Consider the following 26,762-nt stretch of genomic DNA (forward strand, 5'->3'; position numbering starts at 1 on the left):
ACTCGAAGTGACGTTTTGGGAGTTTACATGTAAATAGGTATAACATATAAACTTTCAAGCTTTTCTCATACGATTTTTTCTAAAGATTGAAATAAATAACATCAATAAACCAATTCCTAAAACATACCAAACAAGATTAGAAGTCGGCGGAATGTCAACTACACTTTCATCACCGTACAATATAAAACCTGTCCAGTAATACGGTTGCGCTAATTTGGTGCCTTTGTGCGAATTGAGATAGTTGAGTTTGGCTTTTTGCAAGGCTTCCGATTTGGTATTTCCCGCTTTTAAGTTGGTGTAAAAACTACCCATGATTTCACTGGTCGATTGATCGGGAACTTCCCATAAACTCACGACGGTTGCAGGAACGCCAGCAAAGGTAAATGCGCGTTGAAAAGATTCTAAGTTTCTGCCCGCACTTTCTTTTCCCAACCCTGTGTTGCACGCGCTCAACACTGCCAAATCGGCTTTGAGCTGCAATGCGTAGAGTTCTTCCAAATACAAATCGTCATCACTTTCCTTGTTTTTGTTGAAGAGTAATTTGCTCAGTCCAGGTTCGTCATTGTTGATTTCGGCATGCATTGCCAAGTGCAAAATACCAGCTTTTGGCGCAGTTTTTAAGAAATAGTTTTTAGAAATGTTGTCTCCGATATAGATTTTTGACGGGAATAATTTGCTAATAACTTCCGCTTCTTTTTTGGCACCTTTTAAAAAGGAATTGCTATTGTTTCGCGTGGCAAGTGCGTTTTCTGTTTTTGGATACTTGGGCGCGTAAATCGCTAAAAGACCTTTTTGAGATGTTGGTGGCTGATTTTTTAAGTGAATGAATCCTAAATTAGAGGTGTATCGAATTTCATGATTTTTGGTGAAAAATTGATCGTTCTTTTGAAGAATTTCAAACGGAATACGATACAGTTCGCCATCCGGATTGATGATGATTTTAGTGAATTTTTGATCAATCTCTGGCAACAGTTTTTCGGCTAAAAGTGTGGCAGATTGTACATCGTACGTTCTGTTGCGAATGCTGTTGAGTAAGGTTTCTTCTAAGGCGATTTCAGTTGCTGTCCACGGACGAAGTTCCCAATTGATCGTTTTGGCAGTAATAGAAAAGATGGCAATTTCGGAATCGAGCAGCATATATTTTAGCACTAATTCATCTCCACGTAAGTGTTTTTGTAAAGCGTCTATTTCAAATTTTTGATTGCTTACCAATTCTAAATTTGGAAAGGTTTTATTGGTAAAGCGTGTATGGTCGTTGATGCGTTCTTGAATGGAATCTATGTTGCGAATGTTTTTTGCTCGTTTTGCCGCTGTAAGTTGTGTGCGTAAGTAGAGATGTCTAAATTTTAACGAATCGAGCTGTGGCAATGTATTTGTAAATCGGTTTTGATAAAATTGCTGCCAAGTTAGTTGATTCATGATGGTTTCGGTACGACTTAATACATCGCGTACTGAAATAATTTCTGAATTTGGATATTCCTTTTTAGCGAGCAATGATCCGTGAAGAATTTTTCGTAAAACCTCGTTTTGACCAGGATTGAATTTCGTACGCGCATAACTGTTTTCAAATTGTAAAAAGGCAATGCGATAGAGTGCTGGAAGTATTTTTTGAACTACAGGATCGTCTCTGTAAAACTTTTCTAATTTCTCGGCAACTCTTCGGATCAATCGTGTTTCTCCGTAGGTTTTACTCGGTTTGAAATTGCTGTAATCTTTGGCTAAAACCGTAGTGTCCGAATGAATTTTTTCAATAACCGTATGGAAAATTTGCAATGCGCTCTCTTTTTGTTTCCTTTTCGCTTTGATGAGTGCTTTTTGGGCAAGAAAAAAAGATCTTCGATAATCGTTTTCAGACATGGAATCCAACAGTGCTACAATCAATTTTTCTGCTTTGGGCAATTCGTTTCCATACGTGAGCGCTTTGCATTTGTTGTATTTAAACGTAATCAAATCGCCTTTAAAGTCTTCGTTTTCCACCAAATCAATGGACTTGTCCAAGTAATACGAACCTGTTTGCAAATCTTTGGGAGAAAGCAATGAATCGTGAATGTGACTGATATACCAATCGCCCACGTGATTCATGGAAGTAGTGTAATAAATTTGCTCGTGTTTGTTGAACTTAGGAGAGTTGCGCAATTGGTCTAACTCTTTTACGACATTCATCAGCGCCAAACTATCTTCTTGGCTTTTTCCTTGTTTATACAACAAATACGCTTCTCGATACGCCAATACTATTTCATAGCGGTCTTTTCTTACTTTGTCGAGAAATTCACGGTGTTTGTCATAAGTTGTATGTGCCAAACGAATATACCGTTTCGCAGCTTCTAAATTTCCATGATAGGAAGCTTGACTGGAGAGAAATACGTATGCATCTACCAAATAATCTAAATTTTTATCATTGGTATCCGTTAAATATTTCAGCGCAGTTTTCATGCTCAGTTTTGCGCGTTTGGCAAAGTTTAATCCTGATTCTCCATAAGCTCTTTTGTAGTATAAAACGCCTGTAGTATGCCTGCCGCGTTGGCTGTTGTTGTTTTTGCAAAAGGTAAGTCCAACATTTGCACTTTTTACACTTTCTAAATAGTTTTTTTGGTTATAATGTGCTTGGTGTTGATTGTAATACAAATCTGCCATGTTCAAACTATCCGCTTCCGTTTTGGGTTGGACATTTTTGAGATGTTTGTCTAAATACGCTAATAAGGTATCGTATTGTTTGGTGTTGACCAAGGCATTCGATTTCCCCCACAAGAAAGTAATTGTCGGTTTTACAAGGGTATCTTGTTGTTGCACTTTTTGAAATGTGAAACTTTTAGCTTTCAAACCTGTACAAAAGAATAGTACGCATAGTATACAACTGATGCGTACTTTTGAAAAAAGATATGGTTTGGGTTGTTGCATTTTTATGAAATCAGGCTACTAGTTTGCTTAAAAATACAACTTTTTAAAAAAGTCCTGTGCTTTTGGCAATTTCAATAGCAATGTTTTTATAATCTCTCTTTTTGGCTAATTCTTCTTTGTTAAATGGTGATCCAGGAATGGTAATCGTAATTATATATCCTTCCATTTTTATGGAGAGTTCTCGTTTTTTACCCACCCAAATGGCTGCCTGTCCCAAACCTGAAACATACGCGGACGATTTGGACATTTTCTTTTTCAATTCCCAAGTTTGTTTCCAATCTTCACCTTCTGCTATTACATTTTCAGCTGCGAAGATGGTTCCGCTTAAAAAATCAAATTTTTCATCGCTCATATACACTAAGAATCGACAATTTTTTGAAGCAAATGTTTTGCCTTCATCAAATAGAATTTTTTTTGAGTCAGGATAAAACTCTTTTAGTTTTGATTCGTTGATGTACGAACACATGTTTTTTGGAAGTGCGGAGAATGCTACTTTATTTCCCGAAAAGTTAGTGTTTATAAAATTAGTGTCTCCTAAATCTTGTCCGATGATTGTATTTTTATCGCCAAAACAAGAAATTAGTAAAAAGGAAATAGCGATGGTATATGCGATACGGTTGATATTTTTTATTTTCATATATAGTTTGAAATTATTTTTTTGAGTGTAATTGTTTAAGTTTTAATGATTCAAAGTAAAGTCTTAAAACATTTTCTTGTATTCTTTCGGATTGATGGTTCTGTTGATGTTTTCTTTGATAGCAACTGTTTTGCTGGTCATATTTCCTTCGTTAGATTGTACTGAATATTCCATAATATACCCATCGACAACTCCTTTACCTTGAATGAACCAGTTGGACAGTTTTACATTTGGCGCTACCCAAAAATTGATTTTGTTGTTTTGGTCAGACATGGCATACTCGTAACAAGTTGCGCCTAAAATGGTTTTGCTATTTCCTGTTTTTTGAAGCTTTGTATAATCATAGTTTGCCATTTGATCCGTTGGATTTTTCATTTTTCCGCCCATCATGCCTTTCGACATTCGCAATTTCATACCTGCCGATTCTACAAAGATGTGCACACTTCCTTTGTCCATCACCATTACCGATTCGCCGCCCATTTCACCTTCCGAGTATTCGCTCATATCTGCTTTGATACCGATGTAGTCTGAATTTGGATTTAAGAGATAAGACATTTTGTAACTTCTGCCTTGGTTTGGCACTGAGATTTCTGTAACCGCTTCATACATAAATTGATACGTGCCTGGTGTTGCTGTGTCATTAGTATTTGGAGTGATGCTAAATCCTGAATCGGAATTGGAAGTTGTTTCCGTATCTTTTGTTTTGCTTATGGTTTCTTCGTTCGTAAATTTTGGATCTTTTCCATTGATTTTACCACCTACGGAAGCTTCATAAAATGTTTCAGAAAAATCATCGCTATTGGCTTCGCGGATGACTTTTCTTAATGAAGCATTTCCTGAAAAACTAACTTGTACCTTTTTTTCAGATAACTCTGTTACGCTAATTCTCCCTTTCAGTACATCATAATTTTGATAATCGTCCGTAACTGCCCGTTTAAAATTATCGTCAGATTTCTTGTTATATGGTAATTGCGGATCGTATCCTAGTTGAAGTGTTGCTTCTTCAGGAATCTTGAAAGTATGTACGTTTGAGTTGTCATTTATTAAATCTTTATTTGTTTTAATAGTAATGTAAAACCCGTCATAAATATCCGCTTCGTGCGACCACCAATTTCCAGAAATCGTATATCCTGTATTGGTTTTGAGAATTTTCATCTGACTTGCTTCCGTGATGTTTACATTGCCATACGTTTGTGAATGGTTGATAGAAATATTGCCAAAATCTTTTCCTGTGGCTGTGGATAATTTATCTTTTTTTACCGTTGGTTTTCCTTGGTTTGGATTGTTTCTTCCTTCAATAGTATCATCAATTGTTTTGTCAACTTTCCTGTCAATTTTGTCAACGACTTTATTTTCAATGTTTTTTGCTTTTTCTTTTGCTTTCTGTTTTAATCTTTTAAATAATTGTGCATCAGCATTTTGAAAACACATCAGACAAATGATGAAGCAGAGTATGTGTAATTTTGATTTCATGATAAATACGTTTGTTTATCCTTTTGTATATTTAACAGGCTTAATATTAACAGCTACCCGAAAAAAATTTAGAATTATTGTTAATATTTTAATTTTTAAAACCACTAATGAGTAGAAATAGCACAGATGCTGAGTTACAAGATTTATTACGATCTGATGATAAAAAGGCGCTTGAGACTATTTATGTAACGTACAAAAACGAGTTTTTGAATTATGCAAAAAAGTATGGTTTGGATGCGTATAACGCTACCGACATTTACCAAGATGCGATTATTGCCATGCATCATAATTTTGTGAATTCGCAATTGGTACTGACCTCAAGTTCTATAAAAACGTATCTGTTTGGTATTGGAAAGTTTAAGATTTTAAAAAAATTAAAAGAAGCAAAAACACTGATAAATGTTACTACGGAAGAAGAAGCGTATGATGAAATTGCCATTGAAGAAACTACACCTTCCGAGCGTTCCATAACATTAAGTACATACTTGGATAGCATTTCTGAAAGCTGTAGAAAGGTGTTGGAATTGTTTTATTATCGGAATTTAACGGTGGAAGAAATTGTGCAATTGACCGATTATAAAGACGGAAATACCGTGCGAAGTCATAAATCGAGATGTTTGAAACGTTTAAAAGTGTTGTTTAAAAAAGTATAATGAATAAGGAAGAATTTATACAAGATTATATTGCCAATCGTTTATCTGTTGAAGAGAAAGCGCGCGCAGAAAAATTGTTACAGTCGGATGCTGAATTGCAAGAACTCTACGAGATGCATCAAGAAATGACTGCGGCTTTTAAATTATCAAATGATAAAGCCTTAAAAAAACGATTGCAAACGTTGGATGACAATAGGGAAGAAGAAGTCATTCCGCTTTCACCGCAAAAAAATAATTTTACTGTTATAAAACGTATTGCCGTTGCGGCTGTTTTTATTGTGGGCGCTTTTTTTGCGATCAATCAATTTACGGGAAATGGTGATGTATTTGATGCGTATTTTGAAATTTGTCCCAACACCTATTTGCCTGTAACCAGAGGAACAACTTCGCAAGATGCACAATTTGAAGCTTTTACACTGTACGAAAGCAATGCTTTTCAGAGTGCAGAGATCGCTTTTGAGAAACTATTAAAAAATGAAGAAAATTCGAGTATTCGGTTTTATTATGCGATGTCATTGATGAATCAAGAGAAATACGAGTTGGCTTTGAACGAATTAAATTCACTTACGAACACCACTTTTGAGTATCAAGCAGAATCCTTATGGTATTCCGCGTTGATGCATCTCAAAAATAAAAATTCAGCAACAGCGAAAGAACAGCTTCAAAAACTACAAAAGCTGAATTCGGACTACAAACAAAAAGAAATTATGGCAATTTTAGAGAAATTATAAAAGCGAGACTTCTTGTAGAAAGAAATCTCGCTTTGTGTTCATTTTTAATTGTCAATTAGTAATCTCGAATAATGTAGGCTTCCCCAGTAATAGTTCGTGTTGTTCCAAATCGGTCTATATAATTTCCTGTAAATTCAATTTCCATGAAGGCGCCAACTCCGCCAACATTGAGTATTGTAAATTGAATTGCACCTGGAATTCCAACTGTTGCCACAGGATCAATACCATTAACGTCTCCTAATACTTCCATAGCTAATGCAGGTGGACCAGCCATATTTGTATCAAAAGGATACGTACCTGGTGTTATGGTATTTCCAAAAATGTACGTTCCGCTGGTCGGTGATTGCGCACCTAAGTTAATAAAACTTGGTGTTTGTACTCCTCCTCCAGGATTTATAATGTTGTATTGTAACGGCCCAGCATTTACGCTAAATCGGATGAATTCTGTTGGTGTTCCACCACAAGCAACTAGGTTTGCTGTTGCAGTTGGATTTGCTATTGCTGCTGTAGTAACAATAGTTTGCCCTGTTGCATTATCAAGTCCATCCATTACAATCGTAATAGGAATAGAACAAGCAACCGCAGTGTAACTATGTGTTCCTGTTGTTACTGTGGCAAATCCTAATGTTTGTCCTCCTGTATCTTTGTAAATCACGTATCCATTGGTTACTAGAGCACCACTACAATTTACTACAGTTCCTGAAACATTTACAGGTACCGTTGACAAAGTAGCTGGAAGTGTTAAGGAAGTTGCTCCAGTATACGGTCCATAAGTTCCTGTAGAAACTACGGTACCGCATGGATCTGTAACTGTAATGGTTAATACTTGTCCACTTGGAATTTTTCCACTTACGACACCACTTGCATTGGTAACGGCACTTCTTGAAAAAGTACTGTATGAAATGGTTACGGTCATCCCAGATAATGGTGTAGTTGTTCCCGATTGCACAACAGTGGCATCAAAATTTACTACAGGAAATGGTGCATCGCAATTCCAGAATGAAAAATGGGTTACTTGTGCTACAAAGTGCGTTCCGTTGTTGATAGCTACTCCTTCTTCTACCCAAACTCCTGAATTTTCATCAAAGGACCATGTTGGTATTGAACCTGGCGCCGCTCCCATTTGGCTAGGATGAATTGGAATTTCAATTTGTGCAGGATTTGTAATTTGTAATTTTTCTCCAGCACTTCCTCTCATTTCTACACTGATCATTCCATACGAACCTAAAGCAACTTCTTGATAATTGGCGTCAATTCCATACAATTCTCCAGGCATGGTATTAGCAGTATCTTCCGATAAAGGATCTAAATAGTTTGCAGTAACGTAGACATTACCATTGTATGGATTTCCGTTTTCATCCATGAAACCACCATTAAAGCGAATGTATGTTTCACCAATTTCTTCTGAATTAATGGATATTTCGCCACCATCAGATGTAATTACTTGCGCATTACCTAAACTGAATAGTTTGATAGTAAATGAATTAGATCCCGTAGGTACCATAACACGCGATCCGTTGGAGTATCCTTGTGCAGATGCTTGTGCGTAGGCAAAGTTTTGGTTTACAATGACATTGATAAAGGATACGATACCATTTGCATCTGTAACTTCTTGTTGTCCACCCAAGGTTACCGTAGCGCCTATAATCGGCTGATTGTCTTCATCAATGACTCTACCTATAAAATTTCCTTCTACTTCTCTTCCTTTGTACTCTCTGAGCGCTCTTTCAATGCGTTCTGAGTCTGCATTTTCGGCTTTTTGTGTGGTAGTAGCAGTTACGGCGTCTTGCGGTATTTGCTCTTCTTTTTGGCAGGCAAGTATGGTCACTAAGATTAAGGTACATAGCGCCAAATACTTTTTAAAATTTTTTTTCATGGTGTATTGGTGTTGATTAAATAATTCCTACTCTATTAAAGCTTTTCGGAATTCGCTTACGCGATACAACCATTAGAAATTGGGGAAAGGTATTATTGTAAAATAGAGTGCAAAAAGTGTGGTATAAAAGTAGGTAAGGTGTAAGTATCCATATTTTTGTATCTTTTTAAACAATAATTAAGTAATTAAAAACTTACTATAAATATACGTAATTATGTAAGAAAAGTTTTAAGTAAAACACTTACAATGTTTACTGTTTAAACGGATTTATGAACACGGAGTACTTTTGTTAGTTTTTATGAATTAGTTGAATAAACTTTCATACAAAATAGAAAGTTAAGAAATGTAGAAACAAGAAAGGCGAGTAACCAACTCAATTTTAAAATTTAAAATACTGAAAATCAATATTTTAAATTTTAACTTTAAGCTGTTTTAAGCACAAAACGTATTCATTTTTGTATTCAGTTTTACTATTAATAGATTATAAAATTATTAAAAAAGGATGAAAAGAGAAGTATCTATTTTCTTTTTTATAATTTTTTACCAAAACAAAACTAAGTTTAAGTAATTACGGAAAGCCGTAAAATTCAGAAATACTTTATGTATAACTTACCAACAATTAAAAGTGCTGAATAGTAGCCAAAAATCAAATTCTATTTTGATTATTCATCACCAAATTATACCAATTAAACTATACAATGCGACTTTAGAGGCGAAGTTGCTTTGATCTCATAGAACGCCGTGAATATTTTGCATAGCCGTAGCTACGGAAAATAGTCGCAAGGAATTAGGAGACCAAATGAACGAGTTTATATATTGTATTGTATAGTTTAATTGGTATGAATCTCCAAACTTCAGAAGACATAATAAGAATTCAATTTCAAAATTTAAAATACCCAATAGTAGAAGGTTATATTTCTAAAATTTGAAATTATGCTAAAACCGTAATTCAATTACTTTTAAAACATAAAATTATGTATAATACATTAAAAGTTATGTTTTATAAATAAAATAATAGTACTTTCACAACTCAAAACAAAGTTTTTTCCTCTTAAATAGTAGGTTTTAAACTATTATTTTTAAGAGGAAACCTTGTTGATAATTTAAGTTTTTCTGAAATATCTAAATCTATATTCTCCCCAAATCTAAATGATAGATACTAAAAAAACTCAAACTCCTTTGATTGTATTGCTACGATTATTAATTATTTAAAGTAAAAATTATGAAGCAAAAATTTGCAAACTATTTCAAACTAGGAATCCTTCTTGTAGGACTTTCTTTATTTCTACAAGGCTGTCAAGATGACGATCAGCTTGTTGTTCAAAACGAACATTCTCATCTGCAAAAAGGGAGAATTGAAAACTACAGTAAGCTCAACTCTTTTGTAGAAAAAATTAAAAAGAAATCAGACACCATAACTGATGGCAAAACAACATCTTTAGAACAAATAAACGGTTTTGATATCCTCTACAATCAAGACATGTTTATACAGGACGAGAATGGTCTTACTACCTTTTCTATTCCAATTTACAAACACAACCAAGAGGGGAAAACATTTAGCAACCTTATCGTAAAATTCAGTGACACTGCACCAACAGAAGCATTTATTTTAAATTATTATCCAACGGATGCGTATATGGATGCAGCAGCTGTTGATGAGCAAACACCGTTTGCAGGGAAAATAAATTCAGAGCCCGTGAGTTATGACGGTAGTCTTGATCACATAAAAAGTTTGGGAGAAGACTGCACAACAATTATCGTAAAATATTGCAATTTTGGTGAAGAAGATGGTGGTGTACATTTAGGTGGACAAAATTGTACGGTCGGTTATTATTGGTTTGAAACCTATACCTTATGTCCCGATGATGAACCTAGTTTAGTGGATACGCCATCATCACCAGGAGGTAGTGGAACAGAATCTACAACGAATCCTATTGATTATTCAAATGCAGGAACTAGTTCTAACACTACTTCTATAACTACACAAAACCCTGTGGTTGTACCAAATGTGCCAGACATTTATAATGATCTTGGTATTGACATCCCATTAGAAATGTTAGAATGGGTAAACAGACCAGAAAATGAAGACTTTAAGCAGGAAATAAAAGATTTACTAAATGAGGAAGATCCAATAAATAGAAAAGAACTTGAAGCATATTTATTGATAAAGTCTGAAACATCAGATACTCCGTGGCAAGATTATTCGGGAACTTTTAGAAATGTTACATCCTTACCATATTCACAAATTCGACATGAAATTGATAATGTTAAAGGGTATACATATACTGAATACAAACTTAACAATGGTGATACAATTTTAGATGGGGATTTCGCGCAAACAATTACGAACGGTGTTTCTCATACTGCCGAACCATTACCTATAATTTTTTACAATAGTAAAGAAGACAAAAGATTATTTGAAATTCCGCATCCATATAACAACTACCCTAGTGTTGATCTAAATCAATTATGGACAAACTTTTGGGTGGCAGTACAAACAGGTATTCGTTATTGTACACCGTTAGAAGATGTTGTTATTCTTATTGAAGGAAAAGATTTTGATGGCGCTGAACAAAGTAGAGCGGTTGCAGGATTATCTATACTAATTGACAATACACCTTTTGGGAAAGTATTCAAAATTATAAGAAGAGCAGGTACAGTGATTAGTACCGCCACACCAGTTGTAAGAAGGTATGCTACGAATGTTTACAAAACTCAAAGAAAACTAGTTAAGAAACATAAACCCGATATAGCGACAGCATCTAATACAAGGAAAGGAAATTGGTCAGAAATGGGAACTGATGTTGATTTAATTGGTAAAGGTTATGAAGATTTACACGTTGATAGAATTACTGATATTGATTTGCCTTCGGCATCAAGTCGCGGTATAGATCACGTTTTCAAAAATCCAGAAACAGGGCAATACATAATAGTAGAGTCTAAATACACTGGTTCATCTTCATTGAGCACACTGGCAGACGGTACAAGGCAAATGAGTGATGCTTGGATTTTAGGAAATAATAGACTATTTGAAGCTGTTGGTGAAAATCCAAATTTATACAATAATATTATTAATGATGGTTATGAAAGAGTACTTGCAAAAGTATCCCCAGATGGTTCTATCGTATATAAAAAAATAAATGCTGATGGATATGTTATTACAGGAGATGCAGGAGATTTCACACCTTAAATTTAATTATATTTGTTTGATGAATGATAAATTAAATATTGAAAATCTGTTCAGTCTAAAGAAAGATTTTATAAGAATAATAGAAGAAACAGAAGAGAAATTAAGAAGCAATCTCATTTCTTCGGATAGAATTAAAACAGTCAAGAGAGTACAAGTTGTTAAATATATAAACGTATTTAATTTTTCATATTGTATTAAATCTGATAACACTTTTTTGAAAGAAAAATTAGAAGAACTTCTTGTAAGATTACCTAATTATTGGATTCAAGAAAAAGTAAAAGTTCATCATGGAAGAAAAAGAATTGAATTAAATCAATACTATTTAGATGCGTACCATCAAATGTTGACTATTATTTCTTTATGTATTCTATTAGATATTTCAAAAGAAAAATTTTCTCCCATAGTTGAACTTATTGACAGAGACAACGTGAAAGATTTCCTTTATGAAAATCTTATAAGGTATCATTTTCCAAATCGAAAAGTGATAAAAGAAGAATCTTATTCTAAATTTTTGGCTATTCCAAAAATGAATAAACGGATAGTTAATATTTTAGATGAAGACGACAAAACTACTTTGATAAAAAGTATAAAGTCATATTTGGATAAATATTGGTATAAGGTTCATAAGGATTTTTCATGGTATAACAGTCATATCAATCATCCTAACTCCTTTTATGGCTATTGGGCATTTGAAGTGGCGGCTATTGTCAAAATTAAAGGTTTGGATGATAGTTCCTTTAAGGACAATACATATTATCCTGATAGATTAGTATAAATTATAAACATGAGCGTTGTGATTGTTTACAACGCTCACAACTTACTATATGAAAAAAATCATAACCATTTTACTATGTATGAGTTTTTTCTTTTCTTTCTCACAAGAAATAAAAGAAGAATTTAAAGGGGAAATTCACATAGTATATAAAACAGTTTTGTATGACGAGGAATTATTTTCATCTGACGCTGAACGTTACTTAGCAAAAAGTGACTCCGTTGTCACAATAGATTATTTGAAGAATCCGAATAGTCCACAAAATAAAAAATATTCGAGTCTCGAAGGTCATTTAAGTAACAATAGATTAATGAATATGATTTTGCTTCGTTACAACACTGGGAGCGATTTGAAAAGACCAAAATATGATCGTTGGGTATATACTGATTCATTTATTAAAATGTATAAATACTTAAAAAAACCATATATACTAGATAAACAAACAAATACATATTTGAATCGCTATACGAAAAAGCCAATGAGTATTGACCGTGTACTGGCGGAGTACAAGTTTACTAATATGTTACTTAACAATATTGTTGTAGATACTAGTGATATAAAAGTTATTGCTGGTATCAAATGCTTTAAGGTTACATTCTATGGAAATAGTAATTTTTTTGATATCATAGGTGAATCTGACAAACGAGTTGTTAGTGAAATGTATGTTACCGATAGTATTCGTTCAAAGTATAACCCAATTTTGAATAACATACCATTTTTAGATAAATTTTACCCTATGTATTTAAAAACTTATCATACAGGTATTAGAGGTCGCTATTCTGAAAGGTTAATTGTAAAACTATCTGATTATTCTGATGTGAGTAAAAAAGAATTGGAAGTTTCATACGCAAAACTTAAAGACAGTTTATTTGCTGAATACTTTACAAATATTGAAATTGAAAAAGCAAAAGAAAGGGCAAAATATATGCCTAAAATAGAGAAAAGAGAGCCTGTACCTTTCAAAGAACAACTAGAAGTATTAGAAAGTTTAGGCTATAAACTAAACCCAAAAGCTTCTCTAAAAGACATGGAGAAGGAACTTATTATAAACGGTGTTATTGACACTGTCGAAATTTCAATGGAAGATTTTTTTACTACAAATCCATATAGTAGTTTATATTATCACATGGGTTGGACTAAATATGATAAAGAGACAAAAACAATGATTCCATATACAGGAAAATGTATTTGGTACGATTTAGAATTTATTGATCCTTCAAGTGAGTACATTACGTTGATGAAACGCATGGGCGATATAACTGATGGAGAACTTTCGTTTTCTAATATAAGCATGCATACTGACAAAGAAAATTATGAGTGGATTCATTTTAAAGTTAATGGAGTCAAAAAAGAGTGGAAATTGGAAAAGGTACATTATATTGCTGATTCTTATTTTTCACGTTTTGCACTGCTAACAGAAGAATTTAAAACAAAAGGACGGTTTACGTATTACAATAGCGGATCACAGCAATTTGTTATTGATTACGCAACACCCGAAGAACAAAAAAAATTCGTAGATAAAACAGGATTACAGCGAGAATGGCTTATTGTTGGAAAACATTTTTCTAAGCCAAAAGACTAAGTTTTTACTTTATGAGCTTCGTAAGTTTTGTATTTATCCAAAACTTTTAAAATATTACAATGTTTTATCCATACAAAAACAAGGGTTTTGCCCTATTTTTTTAAAAATAAGCACAAAAGTTTTTTACTACTATACTACTTTTTTTACTTTAGCAATAACATTTCTTAATACGTAATTAGTATATTTCTTACCAACGGTATTTTCATATACATTTGAGATTTAAGTATAACTAAAATCTCTTTATAAAATGAAAAAAGGAATCCTATTAGTAGCGTCAATTTTAGCAATGTTTTTATGTACCAACTGCGAACCTAATAATTTAGCAGAAGATGAAATTGAATTTCAAGCAACGGATAAAAAAGACAGCGTCAACTCCAATGGAGGACCAAATCCAAAACCTAGTAACGAGGAAGAATAACTTTCTGTCAAAATATCTTCACCTACTATTAGCGGTGGTTTGTACTACCGCTTTCTTTATTCATGAATCAATAGATGATGTTCCAAAATCATATTCAGAAGTCGTTAATAAATATCTTTCTGAAAAAGAAAAAAGAACCGAATTATTGAATATTTTCAAAAATAAATTTGAAGATTCAGAGGAATACAGGGCATATTATCAACAAAAAATTATCACAAATGAAGCTTTTGAAGAATTAGAAGAAGTCTCTCAAAATATAAGTTTTCTTGGTTTTGAAGATTTCCAACAATTCATTGGTGAATTTGGCTGGGCATTGGGCTTATTTTTATATGCGCTTTTTAATTTTATCAATACCTATATGGAACCCAACAGATCAAGAAAAGGCAAACTATTTCTTCATTTTACTTTAATAACCATTTCTTTATACTTCATATATTGGGCATTATATCAATATCAAGATTTTGAAAAATTTACTTACTTGCTATTTTCAATTATTACCTCAATACTCATTGCATTCGGTGTACATCTCATTCAACACAAACGGTATAAATTGATTAAATCATACATTCTAAATCATAGAGATTTAATCGGATTTATACTGAAAAATACCAAAAAAGAAAGTGAACCAGAAATGTGGAAAGTTCTAAAAAACATCAAGCATGAACGAGATTGACAATGATGAAAACATAAGAGAACTCAAGCGACTTCATGACGACGGACTTCTTAAAGATGAAGACTTAGTTGAAAAACTAAAAGAAATACTCAAGAAAAAAGAGAGTTTACGGGACGCTATTACCGAGCAAAAAAATGCAAATATTGATATCGTACTAAAGCACTTTACAGTACATGATCTTTTGTTGTTAATTAATTATGAGATTTAAGATTTTAAAGCATTTAGGTATTCTTTTAACTCATGGAGACGCTTTGTAACACCTTTTTCAACCAAATCATTGACAAACAATTTCAAATACTCTGACCTTTCAAAGTATTCATCTTATTTTTCACAAAATGATCTATAATTTCGACACCCTCAAATTTAACTCCGTGCTTTTCTAAATACAAATTGTCTTTGTACTCTAAATATTGATCGCCCTCACCACTTACTATCCAATCCTTAGAAACATGATAATGCTTGCACAATATATCTGTTAAGAGTTCTAAAGTGCTTCTTCTTGGGGTTGAAGTTTTTCCATTTTTAATCTTATCAACTGATACTTGTGAAATCAATCCGTTAGATATTTCTTCCACTCTGTAACCAGAGATATTCAATTCATTCAGCACTTTTAAAATACGTTCGAGCATTTTTATATTTATTTTACATAATTAGTTCTTTATTTTGCAAAACTTATGTATATTGCAAAAGAAATTATATATCAAATATATTAAATGTAGTGTTACTCACATACTTAATTGTGTTTTGGTTTTGAAATATCCTCCGAATTTGATTGACAAGAACATATTAATAGCTAAATAATAATCAACTTTTAAATCTAAAAAATGATATTTAGAAAGCTAGAAACTGTAACCGTACAAACAGATGCATTTACCACATGGGAAATATCAATGTTAATTATTGGAATAGGATGCTTCGGGATATTGATATTCCTGTCCATCTTACTTTACAACTATGTACACCGTTTTGATTTAGATGATGAATTACACAGATAAAAAACACGTCCGAATGCAATCATTTTTTTAAGTTCTTACTAGAAAGCACTTCCCTTTTTTTTGGTGCTTTACATTCAAGACGTGTTTCTATGCAGAATTTTAGTCAGTTCTGCTGTTTAGGGCAAGGCGACATTGGTAAGGTTAAAACTTGTCGTCTTGCTATCTAAAACAAAAATAATAAAAGTATTCATTGAATAGATATGAGTTTACAAAAATTAGAGCGATTTCGGTGGTTTATCATTGGCTTTTTTGCTGCTATATTATTAGAGCTTCTCATTTTTGTATTAGCACTATTATGTTATCTATAACTAACAGAATAATTTACCTATTAAACCTAATTTATCGTAAAACTAACGTTATTCTGAAAGCGAGAACCTCAATTGTAATGATTGGGGTTTTCTATTTTTGTTGCAAGTTGTTGCAAGTTGTTGCGTTTTGTTGCGTTTTGTTGCGGACTGTTGCATTTTGTTGTAGACTAATTTTAGGACAAGACTAAAGGAAGTATAGGTTTTACCAAAAAGAAAAAGCGACATCATTGATGCCGCTTTAAATGTTTTCACAACGGAATAATCCTTATTGTGAAATGCTTTCATTTTGTACTGCAATATACAGAAAAGAAATAGAACAAAATTGTGGTTTTCCGTATTGTTAATTAAAACTTTTACTTCATATTTATAAAAAATCAGATTTCATGAAGAAAGTTTTAGGATTAGATTTAGGGACAAATTCTATTGGTTGGGCTTTGGTTAAAGAAGCAGAAGAGAAAAATGAACACTCAAGTATTATAAAATTAGGAGTTCGGGTAATACGGTATGATAATTTTAATAAAGTAGATAAAGTAGGTAATGTTTCTGAATCCAAGAATCCAATAGATGATTTCAAGTCTGGTAAAGGTCTTTCTCCTAATGCTAAAAGAACAAAAAGTAGAAGTGCCCGAAGAAATTTACAACGATTTAAACTAAGAAGAAAAAATCTTATTGAAATTTTAGTAAAGTATTCTATCATAAATAAAGATACATTACTCACCGAAAGTGGAAAAAACACAACACATCAGACTCTAGAGTTACGCTCTAAATCAGCTAAAGAAAAAATACCTTTAGAAGCTTTTGCACGAGTTTTATTGGCAATTAATAAAAAAAGAGGATATAAAAGTAGTAGAAAGGTAAAAAGTGAAGATGAAGGGGTTTCCGTTGACGGAATGGCTATTGCTAAAGAAATATACGAAAAACAACTTACGCCTGGTCATTATGTATATAAGTCACTTCAAAATGGTAAAAAGTATATTCCAGATTTTTATCAATCAGACTTACAAGCGGAATTTGATACAGTTTGGAATAAACAAAAACATTTTTATCCAGCGACTCTTACAGATGAGTTTTATAAAAAACTCAAAGGACAAGGACAACAAAACTCACGAAAATTGTTTTTAGCTGTACATCAAGTTTATACTGCTGAAAATAAAGGTAAACGGGATGAAAAAAAATTACAACACTATAAATGGCGTAGTGAAGCCATAACCAAACAACTTTCTATTGAAGAAGTAGCGTATGTGTTAGTTGAAATTAATAATAATATTAATAAATCAAGTGGGTATTTAGGCGCAATAAGTGATCGTAGTAAAGAATTATATTTTAATAATGAAACTGTTGGAGAATATTTATACAATAAACTATTAGAAAACCCACATGTTTCACTAAAGAATCAAGTATTCTATCGACAAGATTATTTGGATGAATTTGAAACTATATGGGAAACTCAAGCAAAATATCACAAAGAACTTACTAATAAGCTAAAAGAAGAAATTCGTGATATTGTTATTTTTTATCAACGCAAACTTAAATCACAAAAGCATTTGATTTCAGAATGTCAATTTGAAAAACACCATAAAGTAATTCCTAAGTCCTCGCCTTTATTTCAAGAATTTAAAATATGGCAAAACCTTAATCATTTAGTATTTAAAAATACTCAAACCAAAGAAGAAGTTTCTTTTGTAGACTTAGATGAAGAAACAAGACACCTTGTTTTTGAGGAATTGAATCTGAAAGGTAGCTTAAAAATGAAAAACGTTAAAAATATCATTGGTTTTAAAGCACCTAACTATTGGAAAGCAAATTTTGATGATATAGAAGGTAATCGCACTAATGAAGGATTGTTTAATGCTTACAAAGCAATTGCAGAAGATTTAGGATATGGTTTTAATTGGGAGAAGAAAACTGCGTACGAAATAAAAACAGAACTCAAAGCAATATTTGTAGAAGCTAAGATAAACACCGATATTTTACAGTTTGATACTGATACAGAAGGAAACACTTTTGATAAGCAAAAAAGCTATCAATTATGGCATATACTGTATTCGGCAGAAGACACTGACAAAGCTTCGGAAGAAGATAAATTAGTGTATGGAAATATTCATACCAAACTCAAAAAGAAATTAAATCAAAAGTTTGGTTTTGAAGCTACTTATGGAAGTTTATTGACCAATATTTCTTTTCAGCAAGATTATGGAAATCTAAGTGCAAAAGCCATTAAAAAAATACTTCCGCACTTGAAAAGTGGAAACAGTTTTTCACAAGCTTGCGCATTGAATGGGTATAATCATTCCAATGCTTTAACGAAAGAAGAAAGTGAAAATAGAAATTTGAAGGATAAACTAACAATATTACCTAAAAATAGTTTACGAAATCCTGTAGTTGAAAAGATTCTCAATCAAATGGTCAATTTGATAAATCAAGTAATTGATGCCTATGGAAAACCTAAAGAAGTTCGTATTGAACTGGCAAGAGAACTCAAAAAATCAGCTAAACAAAGAGATGAATTGACAAAGCATATCAATGATGCCACACTAATAAATCAAAATATTAGAGTGATACTTCAAAAAGAGTTTGGTGTCAAACATCCAACTAGAAACGATATAATTCGATATAAACTCTATGAAGAATTAAAAGATAATGGATACAAAACGCTTTTCACGAATCAATACATTCCGAGAGAACGATTATTTACTGGAGAGACTGAAATAGAACATATTATTCCAAAAGCAATTTTGTTTGATGATTCTTTTTCAAACAAAACATTGGCTTATAGTGATGTAAATAGAAAAAAAGGAGATTCAACTGCACTGGATTTTATAGCTAATATATATTCTGACGAATTAGAAAATTATAAAGCACGAGTAGAAGCTTTGCACAAAGCAAAAAAAATCAGTAAAGGAAAGTATAAAAAATTATTGATGGCAAGAAAGGATTTGCCAAACGACTTTATTGAAAGAGATTTAAGAAACAGTCAATATATAGCCAAAAAAGCCACACAGATGCTTCAAGAAGTTTTTAGAACCGTAACGCCTACGAGTGGTAGAATTACCGATAAATTACGGGAAGATTGGAATCTTATAAATGTCATGCAAGAATTGAATTTACCTAAATATAAAACACTTGGGCTAACGGAAACTCAAGAACGTAAAAAAGGGAATACAGTAGAACGAATCATTGATTGGACTAAACGAAATGATCATCGCCATCATGCAATGGATGCGTTAACAGTAGCTTTTACTACAAACAGACACATCCAATACTTAAATAATCTAAACACAGCACATGGACTTGATGGCTCTGAAATTGATCATGAAAAAAGCAAGTTGTATAGGATAAAGAAAGACATTACTAAATTATATAAAAGTGGAAATACCCAAAAACGCAAGTTCATTCCTCCATCAAATAATTTTAGGAGTGAAGCAAAAAAACACTTGGAAACGATCTTAATATCCTTCAAAAACAAAAATAAAGTCGTTAGCAAAAACAAAAACAGAATAAAAACTGGAGAAAAAGGTGTTACCTACGAAAAAGTTCAATTAACACCGCGTGGTCAGTTACATAAAGAAACCGTCTACGGACATGTAAAAAAAGAAATAATAACAACAGAAAAAGTTTCAAATAAATTTACGATAGAAAAAATACAATGGGTTACTAAGCCTAGTTATCGGAAAGCTTTATTAAAACGCTTAGAGACATACGAAAACAATCCTAAAAAAGCTTTTTCAGGAAAAAACAGTTTGCAAAAAAATCCTTTGTATATAGATAGTATTTCGGGTAAGAAAGTTCCTGAATCTGTAAAATTGAAATCCTTTCAAGATGTCTATGTTATTCGAAAAGAGGTAAATCCTGAAAATTTTACGAATTCCAAAAGTTTAGAAAAAATTATAGATGTTGGTATACGTCGAATTTTACAAAAAAGACTTGAAAAATATGGGGAAAAAGCTAAGGAAGCTTTTTCAAACCTTGATAAAAATCCTATTTGGAGAGATGATAAAAAAAAGGTTGCTATCAAAAAAGTACGCATAGAAGCACTCAAAAATGCAGAATCATTACATACTAAAAAAGATCATACAGGACATGAAATGCTTAATGAGACAGGAAAAAACACCCCTGTAGACTTTGTGAGTACAGGAAATAATCATCATGTTGCAATCTACTGCGATAGTGATGGGAAATTACATGATGAAGTAGTGTCTTTTTACGAAGCTGTTTCACGGGTTAATTTAGGTATCCCAATAATTGACGAGTCTCTTAACTCGCATTTGGGCTGGAAATTTTTATTCACTATGAAACAAAATGAAATGTTTGTATTTCCATCAGATGAATTTAATCCTAAAGAAGTTGATTTAGAAAATCCAAAAAATAATAAGTTTATTTCCAAACACCTTTTCAGAGTTCAAAAGTTTTCAAAAGTTACTTATGGTAATTCTGCTGTTAGAGATTATGTTTTTAGACATCATTTAGAGACAGAATTAATAGATAAAAAAGAATTAAAAGGAATTGCTTATTATCAATTAAAAAGTATAGGAATGCTTGAAAAACTGGTAAAAGTAAGAATCAATCATATTGGAAAAATTGTACAAGTAGGAGAATATTAAAAAATAAAAAGTCATGATAAAGCGTTCGATTTATATCGGTTCCCCCGCTTATTTAAGACTCAAACAAAAACAATTAGTCGTAGAAAATCCCGAAGATAAGAGCATCAAAGGAACCATTCCTATTGAGGATATGGCATTACTGATGCTCGATCATTATCAAATTACATTGAGCAACCAATTATTGCTAAAATTGCAAGGAAATAATGTGGCTATTGTAAGTTGTGATGCACATCATTTACCGTTCGCAGTGATGCTTCCTTTATATGGACATACGGAACATTCAGATAGAATCAAACATCAATTACAAGCTTCTGAACCCTTAAAAAAACAATTGTGGAAACAAACTGTGGAACAAAAAATCAAAAATCAACAGGCACTTTTAAAATTGAATAACAAGCCTTACGAACAAATGGATTTGTATTGGCAGAATGTAAAAAGTGGTGATACTACGAATTGTGAGGGTAAAGCTGCGCAGCATCATTGGAAACATTTATTTGAAAACTTTACAAGAGAGCGTCACGGTTATGCACCTAACAATATGTTGAATTTTGGATATGCTGTATTGCGTAGTATTGTGGCAAGAGCATTAGTGTCTAGTGGTTTACTGCCCGTATTGGGAATATTTCATCGTAACAAATACAATCCGTACTGCTTAGCAGATGATATCATGGAACCGTACAGACCTTTTGTAGATAAAATGGTATACAACTATGTAGCACAATATGGAGTTCCTGAAAAGCTTTCAAAAGATGTTAAAGCTTATCTTTTAAATATAGCGACTCAAGATGTATGGATTGATGGCGTAGAACGTCCGTTGCTAGTTGCTGTAACTACTACTACGGCTAGTTTGTACAAATGTTACTATGGAGAATTACAACAAATAAAATATCCTGAACTCGACTAAAATGACACTATGCAACTGGATACAAATCGTTATAACGCATACAGAATCATGTGGGTATTAGTATTTTTTGATTTACCGACGGAAACTAAAAAAGAACGTCGTGCCGCCTCACAATTTCGTAAAAAATTGATTGATGATGGCTTTACGATGTTTCAATTCTCTATATATCTTCGCCATTGTCCAAGCAGAGAAAACTCTAAAGTCCACACAAAACGAGTCAAACGGATGCTGCCTAAACAGGGAAAAGTCTGTATTTTAGAAATAACCGACAAACAATTTGAAAAAATGGAATTATTTCATGGTGTAAAAGAGGTTGATATTCCGCAACCTGTACAGCAATTAGAATTATTCTAGGATTAAAAAAATCAACTAAAATTTAAAAGTAGAATTAAAAAAAGATCATTTTTTAAATTCTAAAAAGTAATCCCGAAGTATTGATATTCCTCAACAATTCGGGATTGACCTTGTGATCGCTCACGTAAAATTACAAAATGAAAGCAGTTCACAACCTGACATATTACTACTACTGACATATTGACCTTGTGATCGCTCACGTAAAATTACAAAATGAAAGCAGTTCACAACACATATACTGACATATATTGATACTGACATCTTGTGATCGCTCACGTAAAATTACAAAATGAAAGCAGTTCACAACACATATATTGACAAAGATACTGATACTGACCTTGTGATCGCTCACGTAAAATTACAAAATGAAAGCAGTTCACAACCTATTGACAAATACTACTTACTTACTGACACTTGTGATCGCTCACGTAAAATTACAAAATGAAAGCAGTTCACAACAAGTCTTCATAAACATTCCTAAATACAAAACTTGTGATCGCTCACGTAAAATTACAAAATGAAAGCAGTTCACAACAAACGCGCATTAACTATTGCAAACATCCAACTTGTGATCGCTCACGTAAAATTACAAAATGAAAGCAGTTCACAACCAAGTGGTTTTGTTTATTTTCCAGTTACTGCTTGTGATCGCTCACGTAAAATTACAAAATGAAAGCAGTTCACAACAGTTCAACAATTTAAAATCTTATAACGATGCTTGTGATCGCTCACGTAAAATTACAAAATGAAAGCAGTTCACAACTTGATCGTTGTTGCTCCAATTGCCGCTATTCTTGTGATCGCTCACGTAAAATTACAAAATGAAAGCAGTTCACAACCACTACTTGCGCTATTACCGTTTAGGGGGACTTGTGATCGCTCACGTAAAATTACAAAATGAAAGCAGTTCACAACCCTTTATTAGAAATTGATTTCAATGATGCACTTGTGATCGCTCACGTAAAATTACAAAATGAAAGCAGTTCACAACGCCAACGGCACAAGCTGAATATTTTAAAAACTTGTGATCGCTCACGTAAAATTACAAAATGAAAGCAGTTCACAACCGCCAATACCGCATTAACTACTTCATTAGACTTGTGATCGCTCACGTAAAATTACAAAATGAAAGCAGTTCACAACTTAAAGTATGTTTGAAGCTCTAAATCTTCTCTTGTGATCGCTCACGTAAAATTACAAAATGAAAGCAGTTCACAACAAGTAAATGTCAGAGGTTTTTGCTTACGGACTTGTGATCGCTCACGTAAAATTACAAAATGAAAGCAGTTCACAACCGCAAAGTAGATCGTCCTTGGAATTGGGATCTTGTGATCGCTCACGTAAAATTACAAAATGAAAGCAGTTCACAACTAAAGGATTTAGAATGGTTTTCAATTGCTTCTTGTGATCGCTCACGTAAAATTACAAAATGAAAGCAGTTCACAACCTACTGCTGATTATGGTAGATATTTGGATACTTGTGATCGCTCACGTAAAATTACAAAATGAAAGCAGTTCACAACTCATTACTAAAAGTAAGAGTAACAAAAATACTTGTGATCGCTCACGTAAAATTACAAAATGAAAGCAGTTCACAACTCTTTATTAGCAATGGAATCAATGTGTTTTCTTGTGATCGCTCACGTAAAATTACAAAATGAAAGCAGTTCACAACCAGATTGTATGATAATGCGGGAAACAATGTCTTGTGATCGCTCACGTAAAATTACAAAATGAAAGCAGTTCACAACATTCGCGTATAATGTCACAAATTCAAATTACTTGTGATCGCTCACGTAAAATTACAAAATGAAAGCAGTTCACAACCTAAAGACCCTGCGGGATTAGGAATTTAATCTTGTGATCGCTCACGTAAAATTACAAAATGAAAGCAGTTCACAACCGCCAATACCGCATTAACTACTTCATTAGACTTGTGATCGCTCACGTAAAATTACAAAATGAAAGCAGTTCACAACACTGAAAGCATAATGAAAGAAAAAGTTTATCTTGTGATCGCTCACGTAAAATTACAAAATGAAAGCAGTTCACAACTTTTTTGATTTTGTACCCACTTACACGCGACTTGTGATCGCTCACGTAAAATTACAAAATGAAAGCAGTTCACAACTTTTTGTATGATGGTTTACAAAATGAAAGCAGTTCACAACAAAAGCCCTGTATACAGTGTCATAGCTGTACTTGTGATCGCTCACGTAAAATTACAAAATGAAAGCAGTTCACAACACAAAATAAAGTATTAATTTTAGTGTATGACTTGTGATCGCTCACGTAAAATTACAAAATGAAAGCAGTTCACAACCAGAGTTAACTTTATCGTAGCTTGTGCGATCTTGTGATCGCTCACGTAAAATTACAAAATGAAAGCAGTTCACAACTAGCTTTTTCCTTCATAGGTAGAAATAACACTTGTGATCGCTCACGTAAAATTACAAAATGAAAGCAGTTCACAACAGTTGGTTCCAACATACATTCATGTAGAAACTTGTGATCGCTCACGTAAAATTACAAAATGAAAGCAGTTCACAACACAACAAGTCAAAGTGTAGACACTACCAACCTTGTGATCGCTCACGTAAAATTACAAAATGAAAGCAGTTCACAACGTTATCGACGAAATTCTAAATAATTTCATCCTTGTGATCGCTCACGTAAAATTACAAAATGAAAGCAGTTCACAACTGCGGTGTAATTAATCCGTGTTGTGTGCTTCTTGTGATCGCTCACGTAAAATTACAAAATGAAAGCAGTTCACAACTGGCACGAGTTGTCCCCGTTTTTACAGCATCTTGTGATCGCTCACGTAAAATTACAAAATGAAAGCAGTTCACAACAGTGAAATGCAATTAAAAGACGTTGAAATACTTGTGATCGCTCACGTAAAATTACAAAATGAAAGCAGTTCACAACACACCTGTCACGCTCTGCACTTGTGCCATCCTTGTGATCGCTCACGTAAAATTACAAAATGAAAGCAGTTCACAACCTTTCTATTTGAAAATAATAACCTCTTTGCCTTGTGATCGCTCACGTAAAATTACAAAATGAAAGCAGTTCACAACTATCATCTTCAGATTTAGTACCAGCGATGTCTTGTGATCGCTCACGTAAAATTACAAAATGAAAGCAGTTCACAACTATAAAGAATTAAGGTTTTTGTTAAGCGTCCTTGTGATCGCTCACGTAAAATTACAAAATGAAAGCAGTTCACAACTTTGCTATAGCGTTATTTGCAATTCTGTCACTTGTGATCGCTCACGTAAAATTACAAAATGAAAGCAGTTCACAACTCTACGATGATTATTGAAATGATAACTCCCCTTGTGATCGCTCACGTAAAATTACAAAATGAAATCTATACCAAAATCATACTTTTAGCTCTGATTTTTAATCGTTTATTAAAGGTTGTTTTTTACTAAAAATATTCTCTGAGATTCAGTGTAGCGAAAGAATTTTATTGAACTAAAAAGTTTCAAAGGATTTATTTCATTTTTCCTAAAAGTAAACATACACAGCCTAAAATTGTAAACACTACCGATCGTAACATAATAGTTGTAGAATATGTTCCTGCAATTATAAAATTATAGGCATCGCCTCCCACATATTTTTTATTCATACCTCCAAACTTTTCATCATAAATAAATGAATTTTCCTTTTGAAGCATGTATTCAAAAGAGTCATAAAAGAAATATCCCGCTACAATGAGGAATAAAATTCCTGCTGCAATTAAAGTATTATTAATATCATTTTTTTTCATAAAATATTTTGTAATTAGTTATTATTTGAACTTATAGAATCTTTTGAACAAACGTATTTATAAAACATGTGGTCAGATAATGGTTTTAATGATTTTCCCGTTTCAGGGTGTAAGCCTAATGAAGTAAAGTATTCCAATTCTTTTTTTTGATTTTTACCATACCATACATTAGGAGTTCCATCTAGTTTTTTATATTCTGTCTGGCAATCAGCTTCAATTTTTTTCAAGTTATTAATCCGATCTTTATTATATAATTTCAATTCTCCAAGATCATATTTCTTCAAATTAAAAGATACTTCTATATAATGCGTACCATCCCAAATCATCCAACGTTGTTTGTTGAGTTGCATGATTACTAAAACCGTAATTATCGTTAAGAGAATAATTATAATGAGCCAACTGTGTTTTTTTAAAAACCTCATAACATCATTTTCCTTGGCAGAATCTATTGACTCTGAGGAATTGTTGTGAGCTAATATATTAGTTACAAAATCTTCATAATTTTGAAATCCTAAATATCTGGCAAGGTTATTCAATAATTCAGTATTCGGACTCATAGCCTGATCTGTACTTTCCTCTATAAACTGCTCGTAATATCTTGAGAACGTAATTTTGCTTGTTGGAAAATTGAGTTCAACACTAAATACTTTTTCTAAATGAACGGCAACTCCATTCTTAGTCGTTTTACCACTTTGTCTTTCAGCTTTCTTAAAAGCTTCTTGGAATAGTTTTTCTTTCATAAAAGTCAATGTTTAGTATTTATCATAAGTTCAACATGAGTTACACACGTTGTCTTCATCAATGTTGGTACATATCTGTTATAATATTGAGTACTTCTTGTTAACTACTTTCCTCCAGTTTGTTTGTTCTTTTGCTTCAGCGTTTACGAATAACCTTATCCGCAATAAGGTTTTGCGGA

19 protein-coding genes and 2 CRISPR repeat arrays are annotated in these 26,762 nt (G+C 32.7%); of the genes, 12 read left to right on the top strand and 7 right to left on the bottom strand.

Annotation, left to right across the window (positions count from 1 at the left end):
* Positions 1-54: 54 nt before the first annotated feature.
* The 3 genes from KORDIASMS9_RS10855 to KORDIASMS9_RS10865 all read right to left on the bottom strand — a co-directional run bounded on the left by KORDIASMS9_RS10855 (position 55) and on the right by KORDIASMS9_RS10865 (position 5,008).
* A complete protein-coding gene (locus KORDIASMS9_RS10855; RefSeq protein ID WP_114902866.1) occupies positions 55-2,898 on the bottom strand; it encodes a CHAT domain-containing protein in 2,844 nt (947 codons plus the stop codon).
* 43 nt (positions 2,899-2,941) lie between these two features.
* Positions 2,942-3,535, bottom strand: a complete 594-nt coding sequence (locus tag KORDIASMS9_RS10860) for a hypothetical protein (protein ID WP_114902867.1) — start codon at positions 3,533-3,535, stop codon at positions 2,942-2,944.
* Between the two features lie 63 nt (positions 3,536-3,598).
* The gene (locus KORDIASMS9_RS10865; protein ID WP_114902868.1) at positions 3,599-5,008 is read right to left on the bottom strand and encodes a hypothetical protein; all 1,410 of its coding nucleotides are present in this window, start codon (positions 5,006-5,008) and stop codon (positions 3,599-3,601) included.
* Between the two features lie 107 nt (positions 5,009-5,115).
* Between KORDIASMS9_RS10865 and KORDIASMS9_RS10870 the strand changes: the two genes are divergently transcribed.
* Positions 5,116-5,661, top strand: coding sequence for an RNA polymerase sigma factor (locus KORDIASMS9_RS10870; protein WP_114902869.1), 546 nt, complete (start codon positions 5,116-5,118; stop codon positions 5,659-5,661).
* The gene (locus KORDIASMS9_RS10875) at positions 5,661-6,392 is read left to right on the top strand and encodes a hypothetical protein (protein WP_114902870.1); all 732 of its coding nucleotides are present in this window, start codon (positions 5,661-5,663) and stop codon (positions 6,390-6,392) included. Before KORDIASMS9_RS10870 ends, KORDIASMS9_RS10875 begins: the two co-directional genes overlap by 1 nt.
* 55 nt (positions 6,393-6,447) lie before the next feature.
* Here KORDIASMS9_RS10875 and KORDIASMS9_RS10880 read toward each other — a convergent pair whose 3' ends face one another.
* Complete coding sequence (locus KORDIASMS9_RS10880) at positions 6,448-8,268, bottom strand: hypothetical protein (protein WP_114902871.1); 1,821 nt, start codon at positions 8,266-8,268, stop codon at positions 6,448-6,450.
* Between the two features lie 1,222 nt (positions 8,269-9,490).
* On the opposite strand from KORDIASMS9_RS10880, the gene KORDIASMS9_RS10885 reads away from it, so the two are divergent.
* The 6 genes from KORDIASMS9_RS10885 (at position 9,491) to KORDIASMS9_RS10905 (ending at position 15,111) form a co-directional block, all read left to right on the top strand.
* A complete protein-coding gene (locus KORDIASMS9_RS10885) occupies positions 9,491-11,458 on the top strand; it encodes a hypothetical protein (RefSeq protein WP_114902872.1) in 1,968 nt (655 codons plus the stop codon).
* Entirely contained in the window at positions 11,415-12,233 is an 819-nt protein-coding gene (locus KORDIASMS9_RS10890) for a PoNe immunity protein domain-containing protein (RefSeq protein WP_162819883.1), read from the top strand. The genes KORDIASMS9_RS10885 and KORDIASMS9_RS10890 overlap by 44 nt, the downstream gene beginning before the upstream one ends.
* Positions 12,234-12,282: 49 nt before the next feature.
* Positions 12,283-13,812 carry a hypothetical protein gene (locus KORDIASMS9_RS10895; protein WP_114902874.1) on the top strand — a complete coding sequence of 510 codons (1,530 nt, stop codon included), beginning with the start codon at positions 12,283-12,285 and terminating at the stop codon, positions 13,810-13,812.
* 247 nt (positions 13,813-14,059) lie between these two features.
* Positions 14,060-14,230, top strand: a complete 171-nt coding sequence (locus tag KORDIASMS9_RS23235) for a hypothetical protein (RefSeq protein WP_162819884.1) — start codon at positions 14,060-14,062, stop codon at positions 14,228-14,230.
* Positions 14,190-14,903: a hypothetical protein gene (locus KORDIASMS9_RS10900; protein WP_162819885.1), complete on the top strand. Its 714-nt coding sequence runs from the start codon at positions 14,190-14,192 to the stop codon at positions 14,901-14,903. Before KORDIASMS9_RS23235 ends, KORDIASMS9_RS10900 begins: the two co-directional genes overlap by 41 nt.
* The gene (locus tag KORDIASMS9_RS10905; protein WP_114902876.1) at positions 14,890-15,111 is read left to right on the top strand and encodes a hypothetical protein; all 222 of its coding nucleotides are present in this window, start codon (positions 14,890-14,892) and stop codon (positions 15,109-15,111) included. Before KORDIASMS9_RS10900 ends, KORDIASMS9_RS10905 begins: the two co-directional genes overlap by 14 nt.
* A gap of 82 nt (positions 15,112-15,193) precedes the next feature.
* Here KORDIASMS9_RS10905 and KORDIASMS9_RS10910 read toward each other — a convergent pair whose 3' ends face one another.
* Positions 15,194-15,532: a hypothetical protein gene (locus KORDIASMS9_RS10910; protein WP_114902877.1), complete on the bottom strand. Its 339-nt coding sequence runs from the start codon at positions 15,530-15,532 to the stop codon at positions 15,194-15,196.
* Between the two features lie 195 nt (positions 15,533-15,727).
* On the opposite strand from KORDIASMS9_RS10910, the gene KORDIASMS9_RS23240 reads away from it, so the two are divergent.
* The 4 genes from KORDIASMS9_RS23240 to cas2 all read left to right on the top strand — a co-directional run bounded on the left by KORDIASMS9_RS23240 (position 15,728) and on the right by cas2 (position 22,065).
* A complete protein-coding gene (locus tag KORDIASMS9_RS23240) occupies positions 15,728-15,898 on the top strand; it encodes a hypothetical protein (RefSeq protein WP_162819886.1) in 171 nt (56 codons plus the stop codon).
* A gap of 691 nt (positions 15,899-16,589) precedes the next feature.
* Entirely contained in the window at positions 16,590-20,807 is a 4,218-nt protein-coding gene (cas9, locus tag KORDIASMS9_RS10920) for a type II CRISPR RNA-guided endonuclease Cas9 (RefSeq protein WP_114902879.1), read from the top strand.
* Positions 20,808-20,820: 13 nt separating this feature from the next.
* Complete coding sequence (gene cas1, locus KORDIASMS9_RS10925) at positions 20,821-21,711, top strand: type II CRISPR-associated endonuclease Cas1 (RefSeq protein ID WP_114902880.1); 891 nt, start codon at positions 20,821-20,823, stop codon at positions 21,709-21,711.
* A gap of 9 nt (positions 21,712-21,720) precedes the next feature.
* The gene (gene cas2 / locus KORDIASMS9_RS10930) at positions 21,721-22,065 is read left to right on the top strand and encodes a CRISPR-associated endonuclease Cas2 (protein WP_371412765.1); all 345 of its coding nucleotides are present in this window, start codon (positions 21,721-21,723) and stop codon (positions 22,063-22,065) included.
* 413 nt (positions 22,066-22,478) lie between these two features.
* A CRISPR array of direct repeats spans positions 22,479-24,196; the repeat unit is 46 nt; unit sequence CTTGTGATCGCTCACGTAAAATTACAAAATGAAAGCAGTTCACAAC.
* A 146-nt stretch (positions 24,197-24,342) separates the two neighbouring features.
* Positions 24,343-25,376: a CRISPR direct-repeat array (repeat unit 46 nt; unit sequence CTTGTGATCGCTCACGTAAAATTACAAAATGAAAGCAGTTCACAAC).
* Positions 25,377-25,567: 191 nt separating this feature from the next.
* On the opposite strand, the gene KORDIASMS9_RS10935 is transcribed toward cas2, so the two are convergent.
* Together KORDIASMS9_RS10935 and KORDIASMS9_RS10940 are read right to left on the bottom strand one after the other, a co-directional pair.
* Entirely contained in the window at positions 25,568-25,843 is a 276-nt protein-coding gene (locus KORDIASMS9_RS10935) for a hypothetical protein (RefSeq protein WP_114902881.1), read from the bottom strand.
* A gap of 14 nt (positions 25,844-25,857) precedes the next feature.
* Positions 25,858-26,583, bottom strand: coding sequence for a hypothetical protein (locus KORDIASMS9_RS10940; protein ID WP_114902882.1), 726 nt, complete (start codon positions 26,581-26,583; stop codon positions 25,858-25,860).
* Between the last annotated feature and the right edge of the window lie 179 nt (positions 26,584-26,762).

The sequence above is a fragment of the Kordia sp. SMS9 genome, assembly GCF_003352465.1.
In the GTDB taxonomy this organism is placed as follows: Bacteria; Bacteroidota; Bacteroidia; order Flavobacteriales; family Flavobacteriaceae; genus Kordia.